13 protein-coding genes are annotated in these 15,854 nt (G+C 69.9%); 6 read left to right on the forward strand and 7 right to left on the reverse strand.

What is annotated here, in order from left to right; translation table 11 throughout:
• Positions 1-68 precede the first annotated feature (68 nt).
• From ACZ7OO_RS06085 to ACZ7OO_RS06115, 7 genes are all read right to left on the reverse strand, one after another.
• Entirely contained in the window at positions 69-1,094 is a 1,026-nt protein-coding gene (locus tag ACZ7OO_RS06085) for a LacI family DNA-binding transcriptional regulator (protein ID WP_471501939.1), read from the reverse strand.
• Positions 1,095-1,195: 101 nt separating this feature from the next.
• Entirely contained in the window at positions 1,196-2,608 is a 1,413-nt protein-coding gene (locus tag ACZ7OO_RS06090) for a BNR repeat-containing protein (RefSeq protein ID WP_471501941.1), read from the reverse strand.
• A gap of 26 nt (positions 2,609-2,634) precedes the next feature.
• Positions 2,635-2,955: an L-rhamnose mutarotase gene (locus ACZ7OO_RS06095; protein ID WP_471501943.1), complete on the reverse strand. Its 321-nt coding sequence runs from the start codon at positions 2,953-2,955 to the stop codon at positions 2,635-2,637.
• Between the two features lie 17 nt (positions 2,956-2,972).
• Complete coding sequence (gene rhaS / locus ACZ7OO_RS06100; RefSeq protein ID WP_471501945.1) at positions 2,973-4,052, reverse strand: rhamnose ABC transporter substrate-binding protein; 1,080 nt, start codon at positions 4,050-4,052, stop codon at positions 2,973-2,975.
• 112 nt (positions 4,053-4,164) lie between these two features.
• On the reverse strand, positions 4,165-5,142 hold the full coding sequence (locus ACZ7OO_RS06105; RefSeq protein ID WP_471501947.1) for an ABC transporter permease: 978 nt from the start codon (positions 5,140-5,142) through the stop codon (positions 4,165-4,167).
• Positions 5,135-6,208, reverse strand: coding sequence for an ABC transporter permease (locus tag ACZ7OO_RS06110; RefSeq protein ID WP_471501949.1), 1,074 nt, complete (start codon positions 6,206-6,208; stop codon positions 5,135-5,137). Before ACZ7OO_RS06110 ends, ACZ7OO_RS06105 begins: the two co-directional genes overlap by 8 nt.
• Before the next feature lie 28 nt (positions 6,209-6,236).
• Positions 6,237-7,754, reverse strand: a complete 1,518-nt coding sequence (locus ACZ7OO_RS06115) for a sugar ABC transporter ATP-binding protein (protein ID WP_471501951.1) — start codon at positions 7,752-7,754, stop codon at positions 6,237-6,239.
• A 256-nt stretch (positions 7,755-8,010) separates the two neighbouring features.
• On the opposite strand from ACZ7OO_RS06115, the gene rhaI reads away from it, so the two are divergent.
• From rhaI to ACZ7OO_RS06145, 6 genes are all read left to right on the forward strand, one after another.
• A complete protein-coding gene (gene rhaI, locus ACZ7OO_RS06120; RefSeq protein WP_352225565.1) occupies positions 8,011-9,171 on the forward strand; it encodes an L-rhamnose isomerase in 1,161 nt (386 codons plus the stop codon).
• A 140-nt stretch (positions 9,172-9,311) separates the two neighbouring features.
• Positions 9,312-11,351, forward strand: a complete 2,040-nt coding sequence (locus tag ACZ7OO_RS06125; RefSeq protein ID WP_471501953.1) for a bifunctional aldolase/short-chain dehydrogenase — start codon at positions 9,312-9,314, stop codon at positions 11,349-11,351.
• A complete protein-coding gene (locus ACZ7OO_RS06130; RefSeq protein WP_471501955.1) occupies positions 11,348-12,793 on the forward strand; it encodes a rhamnulokinase in 1,446 nt (481 codons plus the stop codon). The genes ACZ7OO_RS06125 and ACZ7OO_RS06130 overlap by 4 nt, the downstream gene beginning before the upstream one ends.
• A 70-nt stretch (positions 12,794-12,863) precedes the next feature.
• Positions 12,864-13,619 carry a (Fe-S)-binding protein gene (locus tag ACZ7OO_RS06135; protein ID WP_471501957.1) on the forward strand — a complete coding sequence of 252 codons (756 nt, stop codon included), beginning with the start codon at positions 12,864-12,866 and terminating at the stop codon, positions 13,617-13,619.
• Positions 13,616-15,094 (forward strand): LutB/LldF family L-lactate oxidation iron-sulfur protein, encoded by a 1,479-nt coding sequence (locus ACZ7OO_RS06140; RefSeq protein WP_471501959.1) that lies wholly within the window; start codon positions 13,616-13,618, stop codon positions 15,092-15,094. The genes ACZ7OO_RS06135 and ACZ7OO_RS06140 overlap by 4 nt, the downstream gene beginning before the upstream one ends.
• Entirely contained in the window at positions 15,091-15,750 is a 660-nt protein-coding gene (locus ACZ7OO_RS06145; protein ID WP_471501961.1) for a LutC/YkgG family protein, read from the forward strand. The genes ACZ7OO_RS06140 and ACZ7OO_RS06145 overlap by 4 nt, the downstream gene beginning before the upstream one ends.
• Positions 15,751-15,854 lie beyond the last annotated feature (104 nt).

Consider the following 15,854-nt stretch of genomic DNA (forward strand, 5'->3'; position numbering starts at 1 on the left):
GACCCAGTTCAGCACACGTCCGGGGCCGGTTCACCCCCGGGATCATGAAATCGTTACTGAATAACCGATCAGCGGGCGGCGAGGCTGGAGCGGCGCACCACCAGTTCCGGCTGGAGCACCACCCGGCGGTGCTCGTGCGCCGCCTGTCCCTCGCGCTCCTCGGTCTCCTCCAGGAGCAGGTCGGCAGCCATGGCGCCCATGGTCACGGCCGGCTGGCGGACCGAGGTCAGCGGTACCGCGGCCGCGGCGGCGAACTCGATGTCGTCGTAGCCGACGATCGCCAGGTCGTCCGGGACGACCACCCCGGCCGCGTACATGGCCTGCAGGACACCGAGGGCGAGCAGGTCGTTGGCGCAGAACACGGCGGTGGGCCGGTCGGCGAGGCCGAGCAGCCGGGCCCCCGCGTCCCGCCCGGCCGCGACGTCCAGACGCTCGGTCGGCAGCTCGCGCAGCGCGTCGGGACCGAGGCCCGCCTCGGCGAGGGCGTTCAGGGCGCCGGTGCGCCGGTCGCGGACCTGGTTGAAGCCGGGCGGCCCGCTGACGTAGGCGATGGACCGGTGCCCGGCGTCGACGAGATGGCGGACCGCGAGCGCCCCGCCCGCCACGTCGTCGACGCTGACGGAGCACTCGGTGGTGCCTTCCGCGACCCGGTCGACCAGCACGAAGGGGATGCCGTGCCGGCGGAAGGACTCGATGTTGCGGCCGGTGGCGTCCGCCGGGGTGAGCAGGACGCCGCGCACCCGCTGTTCGGCGAAGAGCGAGAGGTAGTCGGCCTCCTCGCCGGCGTTCTGGGCGCTGTTGCAGACCATCACGCCGAGTCCGGCCTCCCGCGCGGCCCGCTCGGCGCCCCGGGCCACGTCCACGAAGAAGGGGTTGCCCATGTCGAGGACGAGCAGGCCCATGATCCGGCTGCGGCCCGCGCGCAGCTGGCGCGCGGACTCGCTGCGGACATAGCCGAGCCGGTCGATCGCCGACTGCACCCGTGCCCGGGTCTCGCCGGCGACGGTGTCCGGGCGGTTGATGACGTTGGAGACCGTGCCCACCGAGACTCCGGCGGCGCGGGCGACGTCCTTGATACCCACCGACTGGGCCATCGGTCGAGACCTCCAGGGAACCGTGGACGGCACCTCCACAGCGAGGAAGGGTGCATCCGGAAGGGCTTCACATTACGACATGACTCGCACACCGGCCCGGGTCAGGCGGGCAGCGCGAAGTCGACGACATGGAGCGCCGAGGGGGTCGTACCGCTCGATGTCTCCTGGTACATGAACGACAGCACGTTGTCCGCCCCGACCCGCATCTCGTCGATCACGACCTCGCCGAAGGCGTTCAGTTCGGTGCCGTCGTGGAGCAGCGCCCAGTCGGTGTATCCGGAGGCCTTGGACGCGCCGGCGATCCGTCCGAAGGGGAAGACCGCGTAGGCGTTGTCGTACCTGTCCAGGAGCAGCTTGGTGCGCTGGCTGGAGTTCAGGGCGAGGGGGATCTCGGTCTTCTGCCAGGTGCCGGAGGAGTTCCTGCGGACATGGAAGGCGCGGCCGTTCGCGGTGCGGTCGCTGACGTAGTTCGTGGTGCACTGGCCGAAGCGGCCGGGCACATAGCTGATGATCGCGTGCGGAAGGCCGGCGGAGTCGGTCCACTGGCTCTCCTGGTTCATCAGAGAGTGGTCCGGGTTGAGCGGGTCGACGACGAGACCCGGGTCGGTGACGGCGACGGTGTCCGAGGTGCCGGTGGTGGCGACCAGGGCGCCGGTGTCGTTGCGCCAGGTGCGGCCGCGGTCGGTGGAGTAGACGTAGCCGGTGTCGTGGTTGGTGATGCCACCGCTGTTGCACATCACGGCGCTGCTCTGCTCCCGCCAGGTGAAGAAGGCGTGCAGCCGCCCGTCGACGCCGTAGTCGAGGCCGTGCAGATACATGTTCCGGGCGGTGGACGAGCCGTGCTCGCTCTTGTACGTCCCGCTGGAGCTGGTCCACTCCCCCAGCACGGTCCAGCTCGAACCGTCGTACTCGGCAAGGGCGTTACGGCCGTTCCCGGACATCCCCACCCGATAGCTCAGCTGCAGCTTCCCCTCGGGCGTGGAGATGAACTGCGGGTAGGTGAACTGCGAGGTCGGCGACACCCCGTCGAGCGATGTCTGTACGGCACCGAAAACGGCCGAAGTCCACACCGTGGAAACGGGGTTGTCCAGCAGCCCCGCGACCGACTTCACGTAGAAGAAGCCGTCGCTGTGGGAGTCCATGTTGATGTGGAGACGGCCGTCGGTCCTGGAGACGCCCATGGAGATGACGTTGTGGGAGTCGCTGGACTTCAGCCGGTGGGCGAGAGCGACGGTCGACCACGACGAGCCGCCCAGCACCCTGCGGCCGATCACCGCGGCGCCGGTCGAGGTGTACCAGCCGGCGTACTGGTGGCCCTTGTAGGTGAACAGGCCGTTCTTCTGGAAGGAGTTGTTGTTGACCAGGCCGTCGTAGGAGACGAAGTAGACGGCCTGGGCGTCGAGTTGGCTGGTGCTCTTCTTGGTCACGGAGGGGCCGGGATCGGCGGCCCGTGCGATGCCCGGCGTTGCCACGCCGGCCAGTAGGGCGGTGGTGAGCACGGTTCGGCGTCTCATGAGCGGCTCCTGGGCGAGGGGACGGGTCAGGCGAGGTGGAACACTTCGGTGAGCGGCTTCATCGCCTCGTCGGGCCGGGTGCCGTCCAGCGACTCGAAGAACGGCCCCATCTCGGCCTGCCAGCGGGCGTTGACCTCGGTGGCCTCCATGCCGGCGCGGGCGGCCTCGAAGTCCTCGGTCTCCAGATAGCCGACCAGCAGGCCGTCGTCGCGCAGGAAGAGCGAGTAGTTGTGCCAGCCGGTGGCGGAGAGCGCCTCGCGCATCTCCGGCCACACGGCGGCATGGCGTTCGCGGTACTCGGCGATGCGGTCCTGCCGGACCTTGAGGAGGAAACAGACGCGCTGCATCAACGCCCCTTGAACGCCTAGAAGTTGAACTGGTCGATGTTCTTCGCGTCGAACACGGTCGGCTTGCCGAGGTTGATCACGCCGTCCTTGCCGATGGTGTAGGTGGTGGAGCCGGCCTTGAAGGTCTCGCCCTCCTTGCCGGTGATCTGCCCGGAGGCCAGGGCGACGGCGGTGCGGGCGGCGAGGTCGCCGAGCTTGGCCGGGTCCCACAGCTCGAAGGCGTCGACGGTGCCGTTCTTGACGTACTGCCGCATGTCGTTGGGCGTGCCGAGGCCGGTCAGCTTGACCTTGCCCTTGTACTTGGAGCCGGACAGGTACTGGGCGGCCGCCTTGATGCCGACGGTGGTCGGGGAGACGATCCCCTTGAGGTTCGGGTACTGCTGGAGCAGGCCCTGGGTCTGCTGGAAGGACTGCTGCGCGTCGTCGTTGCCGTAGGCGATCTTGACCAGCTTGACGTTCTTGTACTTCGGGTCCTTCAGCTCCTCCTTCATGTACCCGATCCAGGTGTTCTGGTTGGTCGCGGTCTGTGCGGCGGACAGGACCGCGATCTCGCCCTTGTACCCGATCTGCTGGGCGAGCAGCTGCACTTCGGTACGGCCGAGGTCCTCGGCGCCGGCCTGCGAGACGAAGGCGTTGCGGCAGCCGGCGTTGGTGTCGGAGTCGTAGGTGACGACCTTGATCCCGTTGCTCATGGCCTGCTTGAGCGCGGTGCACAGCGCGCCGGGGTCCTGGGCGGACACGGCCATGGCGTTGACCTGCTGCTGGGTGAGGGTGTTGACGTAGGAGACCTGCCCGGAGGTGTCGGTGGCACTGGAGGGCCCGACCTCCTTGTACTTGGAGCCCAGCTCGGTGAGCGCCTTCTCGCCGCCCTTGTCGGCGGAGGTGAAGTAGGGGTTGTTGACCTGCTTGGGGAGGAAGCCGACGGTGAGGCCCTTCTTGAGGGCGGCGGTCGGATCGGCCTTCGCGGTGGAGGTGGCCGCTGAGTCGTCACTGCTGGAGTTGTTCTTGGTGGTACCACCACAGGCGGTGGCGGCGAGGGCGAGGGAGGAGACGGCGGCGAGGGCGACGGAGGCACGCCGGAGGGATGACTTACGCATAAGGGTTCCTTTGAACGAAGGTACTCTGGAGCGCCCCGTCAGGGGCGCGGGGCTGCATATCATTTGCGGCTCCGCCGCGTGGGCGCGATCAACCACACACAACCCGCAGTGTTCAGACGGCCTTTGCGGCCTTGTGCCTGGCGAGGGAGATCTGCTTGGCAACCCTCGGCCCCAGCACCGACACGACGAGCAGCACACCGGTCACGACTATCTGGGATTGCGCGGACACATTGAGCAAACTCATGACGTTTTGCAACGCCCCGAGCAGAAACACACCGGCGACGGCTCCGCCAAGCGTCCCGCGCCCCCCGTCGAAGTCGATCCCCCCGAGCAACACGGCGGCGACGACCGACAGTTCGAGCCCCGTCGCGTTGTCGTACCGCGCACTCGCGTAGTGGAGGGCCCAGAAGATCCCCGTCAGAGACGCCATGAACCCGGTCGCGACGAACAGAATCAGCTTGTGCCGCTTCACCCGGATCCCGGCGAACCGCGCCGCCTCCTCACTCGCGCCGACCGCGAACAGCGACCGCCCGAACGACGTGGCATGCAGCACCACCACAGCGATCACGAGCAGCACCAGGAACGGCAGGAAGGCCCGCGGCAGGAACGTGTCGCCGAGTCGCCCCGCCGCGAAGTCCAGGTACCGCGTGGGGAAGTCGGTGACCGCGTCCGAGCCGAGCACGATCTGCGCGATGCCCCGGTAGGCCGCGAGCGTGCCGATGGTGACGGCCAGCGACGGCAGGCCAAGGCGGGTCACCAGCAGCCCGTTGACCAGCCCGCAGACCACGCCCAGCAGCAGGCACAGGGGGATGATCGTCTCGATCGCCATGCCCTCGTTCCAGAGCCTGCCCATCACCGCGCCCGAGAGTCCCGCGGTCGAGGCGACCGACAGGTCGATCTCCCCCGCCACGACCAGGAGGGTCATCGGCAGGGCGATGAGGGCGATCGGAAGCGTGTTGCCGATCAGGAACGACAGGTTGAGCGAGTTGCCGAAGCCGTCCACGAAGCCGAAGGAGAACAGCAGCAGGACGACCAGCAGGGCGCCGACGACGGTGTCCCAGCGAATCGCACGCGTCAAGGACTCAGGCATGGCTGGTGCTCTCCTTGCTGATCGCGGTCCTCCTGAGGGCCGACTTCTTCTTCAGCGCGGCCACCACCCGCAGCGCCACGACCCGGTCGACGGCGATGGCGAGCAGCAACAGGAAGCCGTTGATGGCGAGGACCCACACGGAGCTGACCCCCAAGGCCGGCAGCACGCTGTTGACGGAGGTCAGCAGCAGCGCGCCCAGCGCGGCGCCGTACACGCTCCCGGAGCCGCCCGTGAAGACCACACCGCCGACCACCACGGCGCTCACGACGGTGAGTTCGTAGCCGTTCCCGGTTCCGGAGTCGACGTTGCCGAAGCGGGCCAGGTACATGGCTCCGGCCAGCCCGGCGAGGGCACCGCAGAAGGTGTACGCGGTGAGGATCCGCCTGCGCACCGGGATGCCGGCCAGCCGGGCGGCCTCCGGGTTGGAGCCGAGGGCGTACAACTCCCGTCCGCTGCGGAAGTGTTCGAGGTAGTAGGCGGTGGCGACCAGGACGGCGAGGGCGATGAGCGCGAGCCAGGGGACGGCCGACAGTCCGCCCGAGCCGAAGTCGTTGAAGCCGCCGGGGAGATCCGCGGCCGTGATCTGCCGGGAGCCGACCCAGATGGAGTCGACGCCCCGGATGATGTAGAGCGTGCCGAGGGTGACGACCAGCGCGGGCACTTGGCCGAGGCTGACGAGAAGGCCGTTGAGGAGCCCGCAGCCGATGCCGAGCAGCACGGCAAGGAAGATCGCGACGACCGTGTTTCCGCCGCCGTGAAGATAGTCGCCGGCGGCGAAGGCGGTGATGCCGAGCGTGGAGCCGACGGACAGGTCGACGTTCCTGCTGATCACCACCAGGGACTGTCCGGTGGCGACCAGCACCAGGATGGTCGCGTTGAGCAGCAGGTCCTTGATGCCCTGCTGGGAGAGGAACTCGCTGTTGCCGGCCTGGGTGACGGCGATCATCACCAGGAAGACGACCAGGATGGCGAGTTCGCGCATCTTGAAGACACGGTCGACGAGCCGGGTCCCGCTGGACTCGGGCGCCTCGGTGACGGAGGTCTGTTCGGAGGTGGTCACCGTCATGCGGCGGCCCTCCCCACGGCGGCGGTCGTCATGCGGCGGCCCTCCCGGTCGCTGCGGCCATCACGGTTTCCTCGGTGGCGTCGGAGCGCGGGATCTCGGCGGTGATCCGGCCCTCGTGCATCACCAGTACACGGTCGGCCATGCCGAGGATCTCGGGCAGGTCGGAGGAGATCATCAGGACGGCGACCCCGTCGGCGGCCAACTCGCCGAGGAGCCGGTGGACTTCGGCTTTCGTACCGACGTCGATGCCACGGGTCGGCTCGTCGACGATGAGCACCTTCGGTCCGGTCGCCAGCCATTTGGCGAGGACGACCTTCTGCTGGTTGCCGCCGGAGAGGGTGGAGACCGCGTCGGCGATCCGGGCGTACTTCACCTGGAGCCTCACCGCCCAGTCGAGGGAGCGGCTGCGCTCGGCGGCCCGGTCGACGAGGGCCGCCCTGACGGTCGTACGCAGTCCGGTCAGGCCGATGTTGCGCTCGATGGACATGTCCATCACCAGGCCCTGGGCGCGCCGGTCCTCGGGGACGAGGGCGAGGCCGGCGGCCATCGCCGTGGAGGGGGCGCCGTTGGTGAGTCTGCGTCCCCGTACCTCCACCTCCCCCGCGTCCCAGCGGTCGACGCCGAACACGGCCCGCGCGACCTCGGTGCGGCCGGCGCCGACCAGTCCGGCGAGGCCGACGATCTCACCGGAGCGCACCTCGAAGGAGATGTCGGTGAAGACGCCCTCCCGTGTCAACCGCCGCACCGAGAGGGCGACTTCACCCACCGACACGTCCTGCTTGGGGTACAGCTCGTCCAGGTCCCGGCCGACCATCCGGCGTACGAGGTCGTCCTCGGTCATGCCGTCGACGGGCTCGCTGGCGATCCAGGCGCCGTCCCGGAGGGTGGTGACCCGCCGGCAGATCCGGAAGATCTCCTCCAGCCGGTGCGAGATGAACAGCACGGCGGCGCCCTGTTCGCGCAGGGTGCGGACGACGCCGAAGAGCCGGGCGACCTCGCTGCCGGTCAGGGCGGCCGTCGGCTCGTCCATGATCAGGACCCGGGCGTCGAAGGAGAGGGCCTTGGCGATCTCGACGATCTGCTGGTCAGCGATGGACAGGCCGCGGGCGGGGCGGTCGGGGTCGAGGGCGACGCCGAGCCGCTTCATCAGGGCGGCCGTGGCCGCGCGGGTGGCCTTGTGGTCGATCCGGCCCAGGGCCCGCCGGGGCTGACGGCCCATGAAGATGTTCTCGGCGATCGACAGGTCGGGGAAGAGCGTGGGTTCCTGGTAGATCACGGCGATTCCGGCGTCGCGGGCGTCGCCGGGGCCGTGGAAGACGACGGGCTCGCCGTCGAGCAGCACCTGACCGGCGTCCGGTCGGTGCACCCCGGCGAGGGTCTTGATCAGCGTCGACTTGCCCGCGCCGTTCTCGCCGGCGAGGGCGTGCACCTCGCCGGGGAACAGCTCCAGGGAGACGTCCCGCAGGGCGCGGACGGCACCGAAGGACTTGGAGACGTCCCTCAGCGCCAGCACCGGGGCCGGTCCCGTGTCGGACGGGTGGGTCATGGGGGCTCCTCGACGACACCGGCGGGCCGGTCCGCACCGACTCCACAGCATCGTGAAAGGTTTCAACTGGATTGCCGGGACCGTAGGCACCACGGGCATGTCACGTCAATGGGTCCGTATCGAAAAAATTTCGATAGCCGAAGGTCACGGCGGAGTCACGGAAAACCAGGTTGCCGGAGTCCTTGACACCCCTTCGGGAAGACTCATACTTTGCCGTTCTGAATCGTTTCACCGCGCAGACCCCAGGAGCCCCGAAGTGACCGACCTCGCCGCGGTGAAGGCCGCGCTGAAGACCCAGGCCGTCGAGACGCCGTCATGGGCGTACGGAAACTCGGGGACCCGTTTCAAGGTGTTCGCCCAGCAGGGCGTGCCGCGCTCACCGAAGGAGAAGCTGGACGACGCGGCGCAGGTGCACGCGGTGACCGGGGTCGCGCCGACGGTGGCGTTGCACATCCCCTGGGACAGGGTGGACGACTACGCGGACCTGGCCGGGCACGCCGAGAAGCAGGGGCTGAAGCTGGGGGCGATCAACTCCAACACCTTCCAGGACGACGACTACAAGCTGGGCAGCATCTGCCATCCGGACGCGGCGGTGCGGCGCAAGGCCGTCGGCCATCTGCTGGAGTGCGTCGACATCATGGACGCGACGGGGTCCAGCGACCTGAAGCTGTGGTTCGCGGACGGCACCAACTACCCCGGGCAGGACGACATCCGAGCACGCCAGGACCGGCTCGCGGAGGGGCTGGCCGAGGTGTACGGGCGGCTGGGCGAGGGGCAGCGGATGCTGCTGGAGTACAAGCTGTTCGAGCCGTCCTTCTACACGACCGACGTGCCGGACTGGGGCACGGCCTACGCCCACTGTCTGAAGCTGGGGCCGAAGGCGAAGGTCGTGGTCGACACCGGGCATCACGCGCCGGGCACCAACATCGAGTTCATCGTCGCCACGCTACTGAGGGAGGGGAAGCTCGGCGGGTTCGACTTCAACTCGCGGTTCTACGCGGACGACGACCTCATGGTCGGGGCCGCGGATCCGTTCCAGCTGTTCCGGATCATGTGCGAGGTCGTGGGCGGGGGCGGGTTCACCTCCGATGTGGCCTTCATGCTCGATCAGTGTCACAACATCGAGGCGAAGATCCCCGCGATCATCCGGTCGGTGATGAATGTGCAGGAGGCCACGGCGAAGGCGTTGCTGGTGGATCGGGGGGCGCTGGCCGCGGCGCAGGCCGCGGGGGATGTGCTCGGTGCGAATGCCGTGCTGATGGACGCGTATGACACGGATGTGCGGCCGTTGCTCTGCGAGGTGCGCGAAGAGATGGGGCTGGACCCCGACCCGATGAAGGCGTACCGGCGGTCCGGGTGGGCCGAGAAGGTTGTCGCTGAGCGGGTTGGGGGGCAGCAGGCGGGGTGGGGGGCGTAAGCGTCTGCCGGGATCTGTGATTCGCGGGCTGCGGGTCCGATGTGGCTGGTCGCGCCCACGCGGCGGAACCGCAAAGGAAACACAGCCCCGCGCCCCTAGGGAAACGCACTCACGCTCGTTCGAGAAGTAAGGAATCTCTTATGCCCGCCCATCCCGAAGCCGCCTCCCTCCTCGCCCGCTCCCATCGGCTCGGCTCCGATCCCCGTAACACCAACTACGCCGGCGGCAACGCCTCCGCCAAAGGCGCGGCCATCGACCCCGTCACCGGTGGTGACGTCGAGCTGATGTGGGTGAAGGGGTCCGGTGGGGATCTCGGCACCCTCACCGAGGCCGGGCTCGCCGTGCTGCGGCTCGACCGGCTTCGGGCGCTCACCGGTGTCTATCCGGGCGTCGAGCACGAGGACGAGATGGTCGGCGCCCTCGACTACTGCCTGCACGGCAAGGGCGGTGCCGCTCCCTCCATCGACACCGCCATGCACGGGCTCGTCGACGCCCCGCACGTCGATCATCTGCACCCGGACTCCGGGATCGCGCTGGCCTGTGCCGCCGACGGGGAGAAGCTGACCGCCGAGTGTTTCGGGGACACCGTCGTGTGGGTGCCCTGGCGACGGCCCGGGTTCCAGCTCGGGCTGGACATCGCAGCCGTCAAGGCCGCCAACCCGCAGGCCATCGGATGCGTCCTCGGCGGGCACGGGATCACCGCGTGGGGCGACAGTTCCGAGGAGTGCGAGCGGAACTCGCTGCACATCATCCGCACCGCCGAGGCCTTCCTCGCCGAACGTGGCAGGGCGGAGCCCTTCGGGTCCGTCGTGGAGGGGTACGGCGCGCTGCCGGAGGCCGAACGGCGGGAGCGGGCCGCCGCGCTCGCGCCGTATGTGCGGGCCCTCGCCTCCCAGGACAAGGCGCAGGTCGGGCACTTCACCGACACCGAGGTCGTTCTCGACTTCCTGGCCCGGGCCGAGCATCCGCGGCTCGCGGCGCTGGGGACATCGTGCCCGGACCACTTCCTGCGGACGAAGGTACGGCCCCTCGTCCTTGACCTGCCGCCGACCGCGCCGCTCGACGAGGTCATTGCCCGGCTCAAGGAGCTGCACTCCGCTTACCGCGAGGAGTACGCCGCCTACTACCAGCGGCACGCCCTGCCCGACTCCCCCGCCATGCGCGGCGCCGACCCGGCGATCGTGCTGGTGCCCGGCGTCGGCATGTTCAGCTTCGGGAAGGACAAGCAGACGGCCCGGGTCGCGGGCGAGTTCTATGTCAACGCGATCAATGTGATGCGCGGGGCCGAGGCCGTGTCGGCGTACGCGCCGATCGAGGAGTCGGAGAAGTTCCGGATCGAGTACTGGGCGCTGGAGGAGGCCAAGCTTCAGCGGATGCCGAAGCCGAAGGCTCTGGCGACCCGGGTGGCGCTGGTGACGGGGGCCGGCAGTGGGATCGGCAAGGCGATCGTGCACCGGCTTGTCGCCGAGGGGGCCTGTGTCGTCGTCGCCGATGTCAATGCCGGGAGTGCCGCCGCCGTCGCGGAGGAGCTCGGCGGGTCCGACAAGGCCGTCGCCGTCACCGTCGACGTGACGGACGAGGAGCAGATCTTCGCCGCCTTTCGGGCGGCCGTGCTGGCTTTCGGCGGGGTCGACCTCGTCGTCAACAACGCGGGGATCTCCATCTCCAAGCCCCTGCTGGAGACTTCGGCGAAGGACTGGGACCTCCAGCACGACATCATGGCCCGCGGTTCCTTCCTGGTGTCACGGGAGGCGGCCCGGCTGATGATCGCCCAGGGGCTCGGCGGTGACATCGTCTATATCGCCTCCAAGAACGCCGTGTTCGCCGGACCCAACAACATCGCCTACTCGGCCACCAAGGCCGACCAGGCCCATCAAGTGCGCCTACTGGCAGCCGAGTTGGGCGAGCACGGGATCCGGGTCAACGGGGTGAATCCCGACGGTGTGGTGCGGGGGTCCGGAATCTTCGCCGGCGGGTGGGGAGCCCAGCGGGCCGCCGTGTACGGGGTGGAGGAGTCGAAGCTGGGCGAGTTCTACGCGCAGCGGACCATCCTCAAGCGTGAGGTGCTGCCCGAGCATGTGGCGAACGCCGTGTTCGCGCTGACGGGAGGGGAGCTCACCCACACCACCGGGCTGCATGTGCCCGTCGACGCGGGTGTGGCGGCCGCGTTCCTGCGATGACCGCCCACAGGTCCTACGCCGCGGTCGACCTCGGCGCGTCCAGTGGGCGGGTCATGGTCGGCCGGGCGGGGCCGGACTCCCTGGAGCTGACCGAGGCACACCGGTTCGCGAACCGGCCGGTGCGGCTGCCGGAGGGGCTGCGCTGGGACGTACTCGCCCTGTACGCCGGGGTGTTGGAGGGGCTCAGGGCGGCGGGGCGGGTGGACTCGGTCGGACTGGACAGCTGGGCCGTGGACTATGGGCTGCTGGACGCCGACGGGGCGCTGCTCGGCAACCCGGTGCACTACCGTGACGCCCGCACGGAGGGGGTCGCCGAGAAGGTGTGGGCGACCCTGCCACCGGCGGAGCTGTACGCCCGTACCGGGCTCCAGTACGCGCCCTTCAACACCCTCTACCAGGTGGTGGCGGCGCGTTCGGGCGCCCAGTTCGCGCATGCCGAGCGGCTGTTGCTCATCCCCGACCTGCTGTCGTACTGGCTGACCGGCGAACAAGGCACCGAGCTGACCAATGCCTCCACCACCCAGCTGATCGACCCCCGGACGCGCGACTGGTCGTACGATGTCGCGGACCGGCTGGGGATCGACCTCGGGCTGTTCGCGCCGCTGCGGCGGCCCGGGGATCCGGCCGGGGTGCTGAGCCCCGGGGTACTGGAGGAGACCGGCCTGACCGGGCCGGTGCCGGTGACCACCGTCGGCTCGCACGACACCGCGTCGGCGGTGGCCGCCGTACCGGCGGCCGGTGAACGGTTCGCCTATATCTGCACCGGCACCTGGTCGCTGGCCGGGCTCGAACTGGCCGCGCCCGTGCTGACCGAGGAGAGCCGGACCGCCAACTTCACCAACGAGCTGGGGCTGGACGGCACGGTCCGCTATCTGCGCAACATCATGGGGCTGTGGCTGCTCCAGGAGTGCGTTCGGGCCTGGGGTGACCCGGATCTGGGCGGGCTGCTGCGGGAGGCGGCCGGCGTGCCGGCGCTGCGCTCGGTGGTGGACGCGGGGGACGCGGTGTTCCTGGCCCCCGGCCGGATGCCGGAGCGGATCGCCGAGGCGTGCCGGGCGTCCGGACAGCCGGTGCCGCGCACTCCCGGTGAGATCACCCGGTGCATCCTCGACTCCCTGGCGCTTGCCCACCGGCGGGCGGTCACCGACGCGCAGCGGCTCGCCGATCATCCGGTGGACACGGTGTATGTGGTGGGTGGTGGCACCCGCAACGCGCTGCTCTGCCAGCTCACCGCCGACGCCTGCGGGCTGCCGGTGGTGGTGGGTCCGACGGAGGCTGCGGCCCTCGGGAACGTGCTGGTCCAGGCCCGTGCGCACGGTCTCGTCGGCGACCTCGCCGACATGCGGCGGCTGCTCACGCGCACCCAGCCGCTCACCCGGTACGCGCCGCGCGGCGACACCGCCCGCTGGGCGGCGGCCGAGGCACGACTCGCCACACGGTGACCGGGTCTCCCGCTGCCCGCACCGGCCTACTACTCTGCACTCATCCGATGATCGACCTCTAGGAGCCGCGATGCGTGTCGCCCTGTTCCTGACCTGCGTCAACGACACGCTCTATCCGGACACCGGGCGCGCCGTGGTGAAACTCCTGACCAGGCTGGGCGTCGAGGTCGACTTCCCGATGGCCCAGACCTGCTGCGGACAGGCCCATTACAACACCGGATACCGCCATGAGGCCGAGCCCCTCGCCCGTCATTTCTCCGATGTCTTCAGGGAGTACGAGGCGATCGTCACCCCGTCCGGGTCATGCGGGGCGATGGTGCGGGAGCTGTATCCGAGGATGGGCGAGCGGGCCAGGGCGGAGGGGCGGGGGAGCGGGCTGGCGGCGACGCTGGCGCCCGTGGTGCCGAAGACGTACGAGCTGACCGAGTTCCTGGTGGATGTGCTCGGGGTGACGGACGTGGGGGCCTACTACCCCCACCGGGTCACCTATCACCCGACCTGTCACGGGCTGCGCAGCCTGGGGCTCGGCGACCGGCCGCACCGGCTGCTCCAGGCGGTGAAGGGGCTGGAGCTGGTGGAGCTGCCGGGGGCCGAGGAGTGCTGCGGGTTCGGCGGCACCTTCGCGGTCAAGAATCCCGACGTCTCGGCGGCGATGGGCACGGACAAGGTGCGCAACGCCGAGTCCACCGGCGCCGAGGTGCTGTGTTCGGCCGACAACTCCTGCCTCATGCACATCGGCGGCACCATGACCCGGCTCGGCACCGGTATGCGGCCGGTGCACATCGCGGAGATCCTGGCGAGCACGGAGGAGGAACCGGCCGTATGAGCGGGACGTATCTGGGTATGCCGGCCTTTCCGAAGGCCGCGCACGAGGCCGTCAACGACCGGACGCTGCGCGCGAATCTGCGCCACGCCACGCACACCATCCGCGCCAAGCGGGCCAGGGCCGTCGCGGAGGTGTCCGACTGGGACGCGCTGCGGGAGGCCGGCAAACAGATCAAGGACCATACGCTCCGTCATCTCGACCGGTATCTGATCCAGTTGGAGCAGGCGGTGACGGCGGCCGGCGGTACGGTCCACTGGGCTGCCGACGCCGAGGAGGCCAACCGGATCGTGGCCGCGCTGGTCAAGGAGACCGGCGAGTCGGAGGTCGTCAAGGTCAAGTCGATGGCCACACAGGAGATCGGGCTGAACGAGGCTCTGGAGGCCGAGGGCATCCGGGCCTATGAGACCGATCTGGCCGAGCTGATCGTGCAGTTGGGCAGGGACCGGCCCTCGCACATCCTGGTGCCGGCCATCCACCGGAACCGGGGGGAGATCCGGGACATCTTCCGGCGTGAGATGGGTGAGTGGGGACGCCCCGCGCCCGAGGGGCTCACCGACACCCCGGCCGAACTCGCCGAGGCGGCCCGGCTCCACCTCCGCGAGAAGTTCCTGCGCGCCAAGGTCGGTATCTCGGGAGCCAACTTCATGGTCGCCGAGACGGGCACCCTGGTCGTCGTCGAGTCCGAGGGCAACGGCCGGATGTGCCTCACCCTGCCCGAGACGCTGATCTCGGTCGTCGGTATCGAGAAGATCGTGCCGACCTGGCGGGACCTGGAGGTCTTCCTGCAGACCCTCCCCCGCTCGTCGACGGCCGAACGCATGAACCCGTACACCTCGATGTGGACCGGCACCACCGACGGGGACGGCCCGCAGACCTTTCACCTGGTGCTCATCGACAACGGCCGCACCGACACCCTCGCCGACGAGGTCGGCCGCCAGGCGCTGCGCTGCATCCGATGCTCGGCCTGCCTCAACGTGTGCCCGGTGTACGAGCGGGCGGGCGGCCACGCCTACGGCTCGGTCTACCCGGGCCCGATCGGTGCGATCCTCAGCCCCCAGCTGCGGGGGACGGGGAGCGAGATCGACGCCTCGCTGCCGTACGCCTCGTCGCTGTGCGGGGCCTGTTACGAGGTGTGCCCGGTCGCCATCGACATCCCCGAGGTTCTGGTGCATCTGCGGGAGCGGGTCGTGGAGGGCGGCGAGGCGGTCCGCAACGGCAACAAGGTGCTGCTCAAGCCGGCCAAGGGGCATGCGGCCGAGCGGGCGGCGATGCGTGCGGCCCGCTGGGCGTTCTCCCACCCGGCCGCCCTGCGCACCGGCCAGCGGCTCGTCTCCCGCAGCCGTCGCCTCCTCCCTCGTACGCTGCCGGGTCCCGGCAGGGCGTGGAGCGCGACGCGGGACCTGCCGGCCGTACCGGCGGAGCCGTTCCGGGACTGGTGGCAGCGGACGAACGGCGGAAAGGGCGGTGCGAAGTGAGCAGCAGGGAGCGGATCCTGGGGCGGGTGCGGCGCGCGCTGGCCGATGTGCCGGGCGAGGACGCGCCGGTCGAGCGGACGTATCTGCGCGAGCACGGGGAGCGGAGCGTCGCGGAGACTGTGGAGCTGCTCGCCGAGAACCTGGCGGACTACCGGGCGGTCGTGCATCGGTGCGCGGAGGGTGAACTGGCCTCCCTGATCGGCCGGTTGGTCGCCGAGCGTGGGGTCGGGACGGTGGTCGTGCCGACGAGGCTGGACCCGGAGTGGCTCTCGGTGGCCGATGCCGAGGTGATTGCGGATCGCGCCGAGAGCACACCGCACGAACTCGACGGGGTCGGCAGTGTGGTCACCGGGTGTGCGGTGGCGATCGCCGAGACCGGGACGATCGTGCTGGACGGCGGCCCGGACCAGGGCCGCCGCCGTATCACGCTCGTCCCGGACCATCACATCTGTGTGGTGCGGGTACCCGACCAGGTCGTGTCGTCCGTGCCCCAGGCCCTCGAACGCCTCGACCCGGCCCGCCCCTTGACCTGGATCTCCGGGCCGTCCGCGACCAGCGACATCGAGCTGGACCGGGTCGAGGGGGTGCACGGCCCGCGCACCCTGGAGGTGGTGCTGGTCGGCGCTGGTCAGCCGGGTACCGAGGTCAACTCGTAGGAGCCGGCTGGAACGGGTGCCCGCCGACTGCCGTCCGCGAGGCCGGGGCCGGGGCCGCCGTAGCGTACGGCGACCGAGTCGGGGGCCGGGGGCGGGGCCGCTGT

It is taken from the genome of Streptomyces sp. NPDC111744, assembly GCF_055634995.1.

Bases quoted from the DNA above. Each gene is read 5' to 3' on its own strand.
- ACZ7OO_RS06125 (WP_471501953.1), top strand. From the start codon at position 9,312: ATGCCCGCCCATCCCGAAGCCGCCTCCCTCCTCGCCCGCTCCCATCGG.
- ACZ7OO_RS06085 (WP_471501939.1), bottom strand. From the start codon at position 1,094: ATGGCCCAGTCGGTGGGTATCAAGGACGTCGCCCGCGCCGCCGGAGTC.
- ACZ7OO_RS06090 (WP_471501941.1), bottom strand. From the start codon at position 2,608: ATGAGACGCCGAACCGTGCTCACCACCGCCCTACTGGCCGGCGTGGCA.
- ACZ7OO_RS06115 (WP_471501951.1), bottom strand. From the start codon at position 7,754: ATGACCCACCCGTCCGACACGGGACCGGCCCCGGTGCTGGCGCTGAGG.
- rhaS (WP_471501945.1), bottom strand. From the start codon at position 4,052: ATGCGTAAGTCATCCCTCCGGCGTGCCTCCGTCGCCCTCGCCGCCGTC.
- ACZ7OO_RS06140 (WP_471501959.1), top strand. From the start codon at position 13,616: ATGAGCGGGACGTATCTGGGTATGCCGGCCTTTCCGAAGGCCGCGCAC.
- ACZ7OO_RS06135 (WP_471501957.1), top strand. From the start codon at position 12,864: ATGCGTGTCGCCCTGTTCCTGACCTGCGTCAACGACACGCTCTATCCG.
- ACZ7OO_RS06110 (WP_471501949.1), bottom strand. From the start codon at position 6,208: ATGACGGTGACCACCTCCGAACAGACCTCCGTCACCGAGGCGCCCGAG.
- ACZ7OO_RS06105 (WP_471501947.1), bottom strand. From the start codon at position 5,142: ATGCCTGAGTCCTTGACGCGTGCGATTCGCTGGGACACCGTCGTCGGC.
- ACZ7OO_RS06130 (WP_471501955.1), top strand. From the start codon at position 11,348: ATGACCGCCCACAGGTCCTACGCCGCGGTCGACCTCGGCGCGTCCAGT.
- ACZ7OO_RS06095 (WP_471501943.1), bottom strand. From the start codon at position 2,955: ATGCAGCGCGTCTGTTTCCTCCTCAAGGTCCGGCAGGACCGCATCGCC.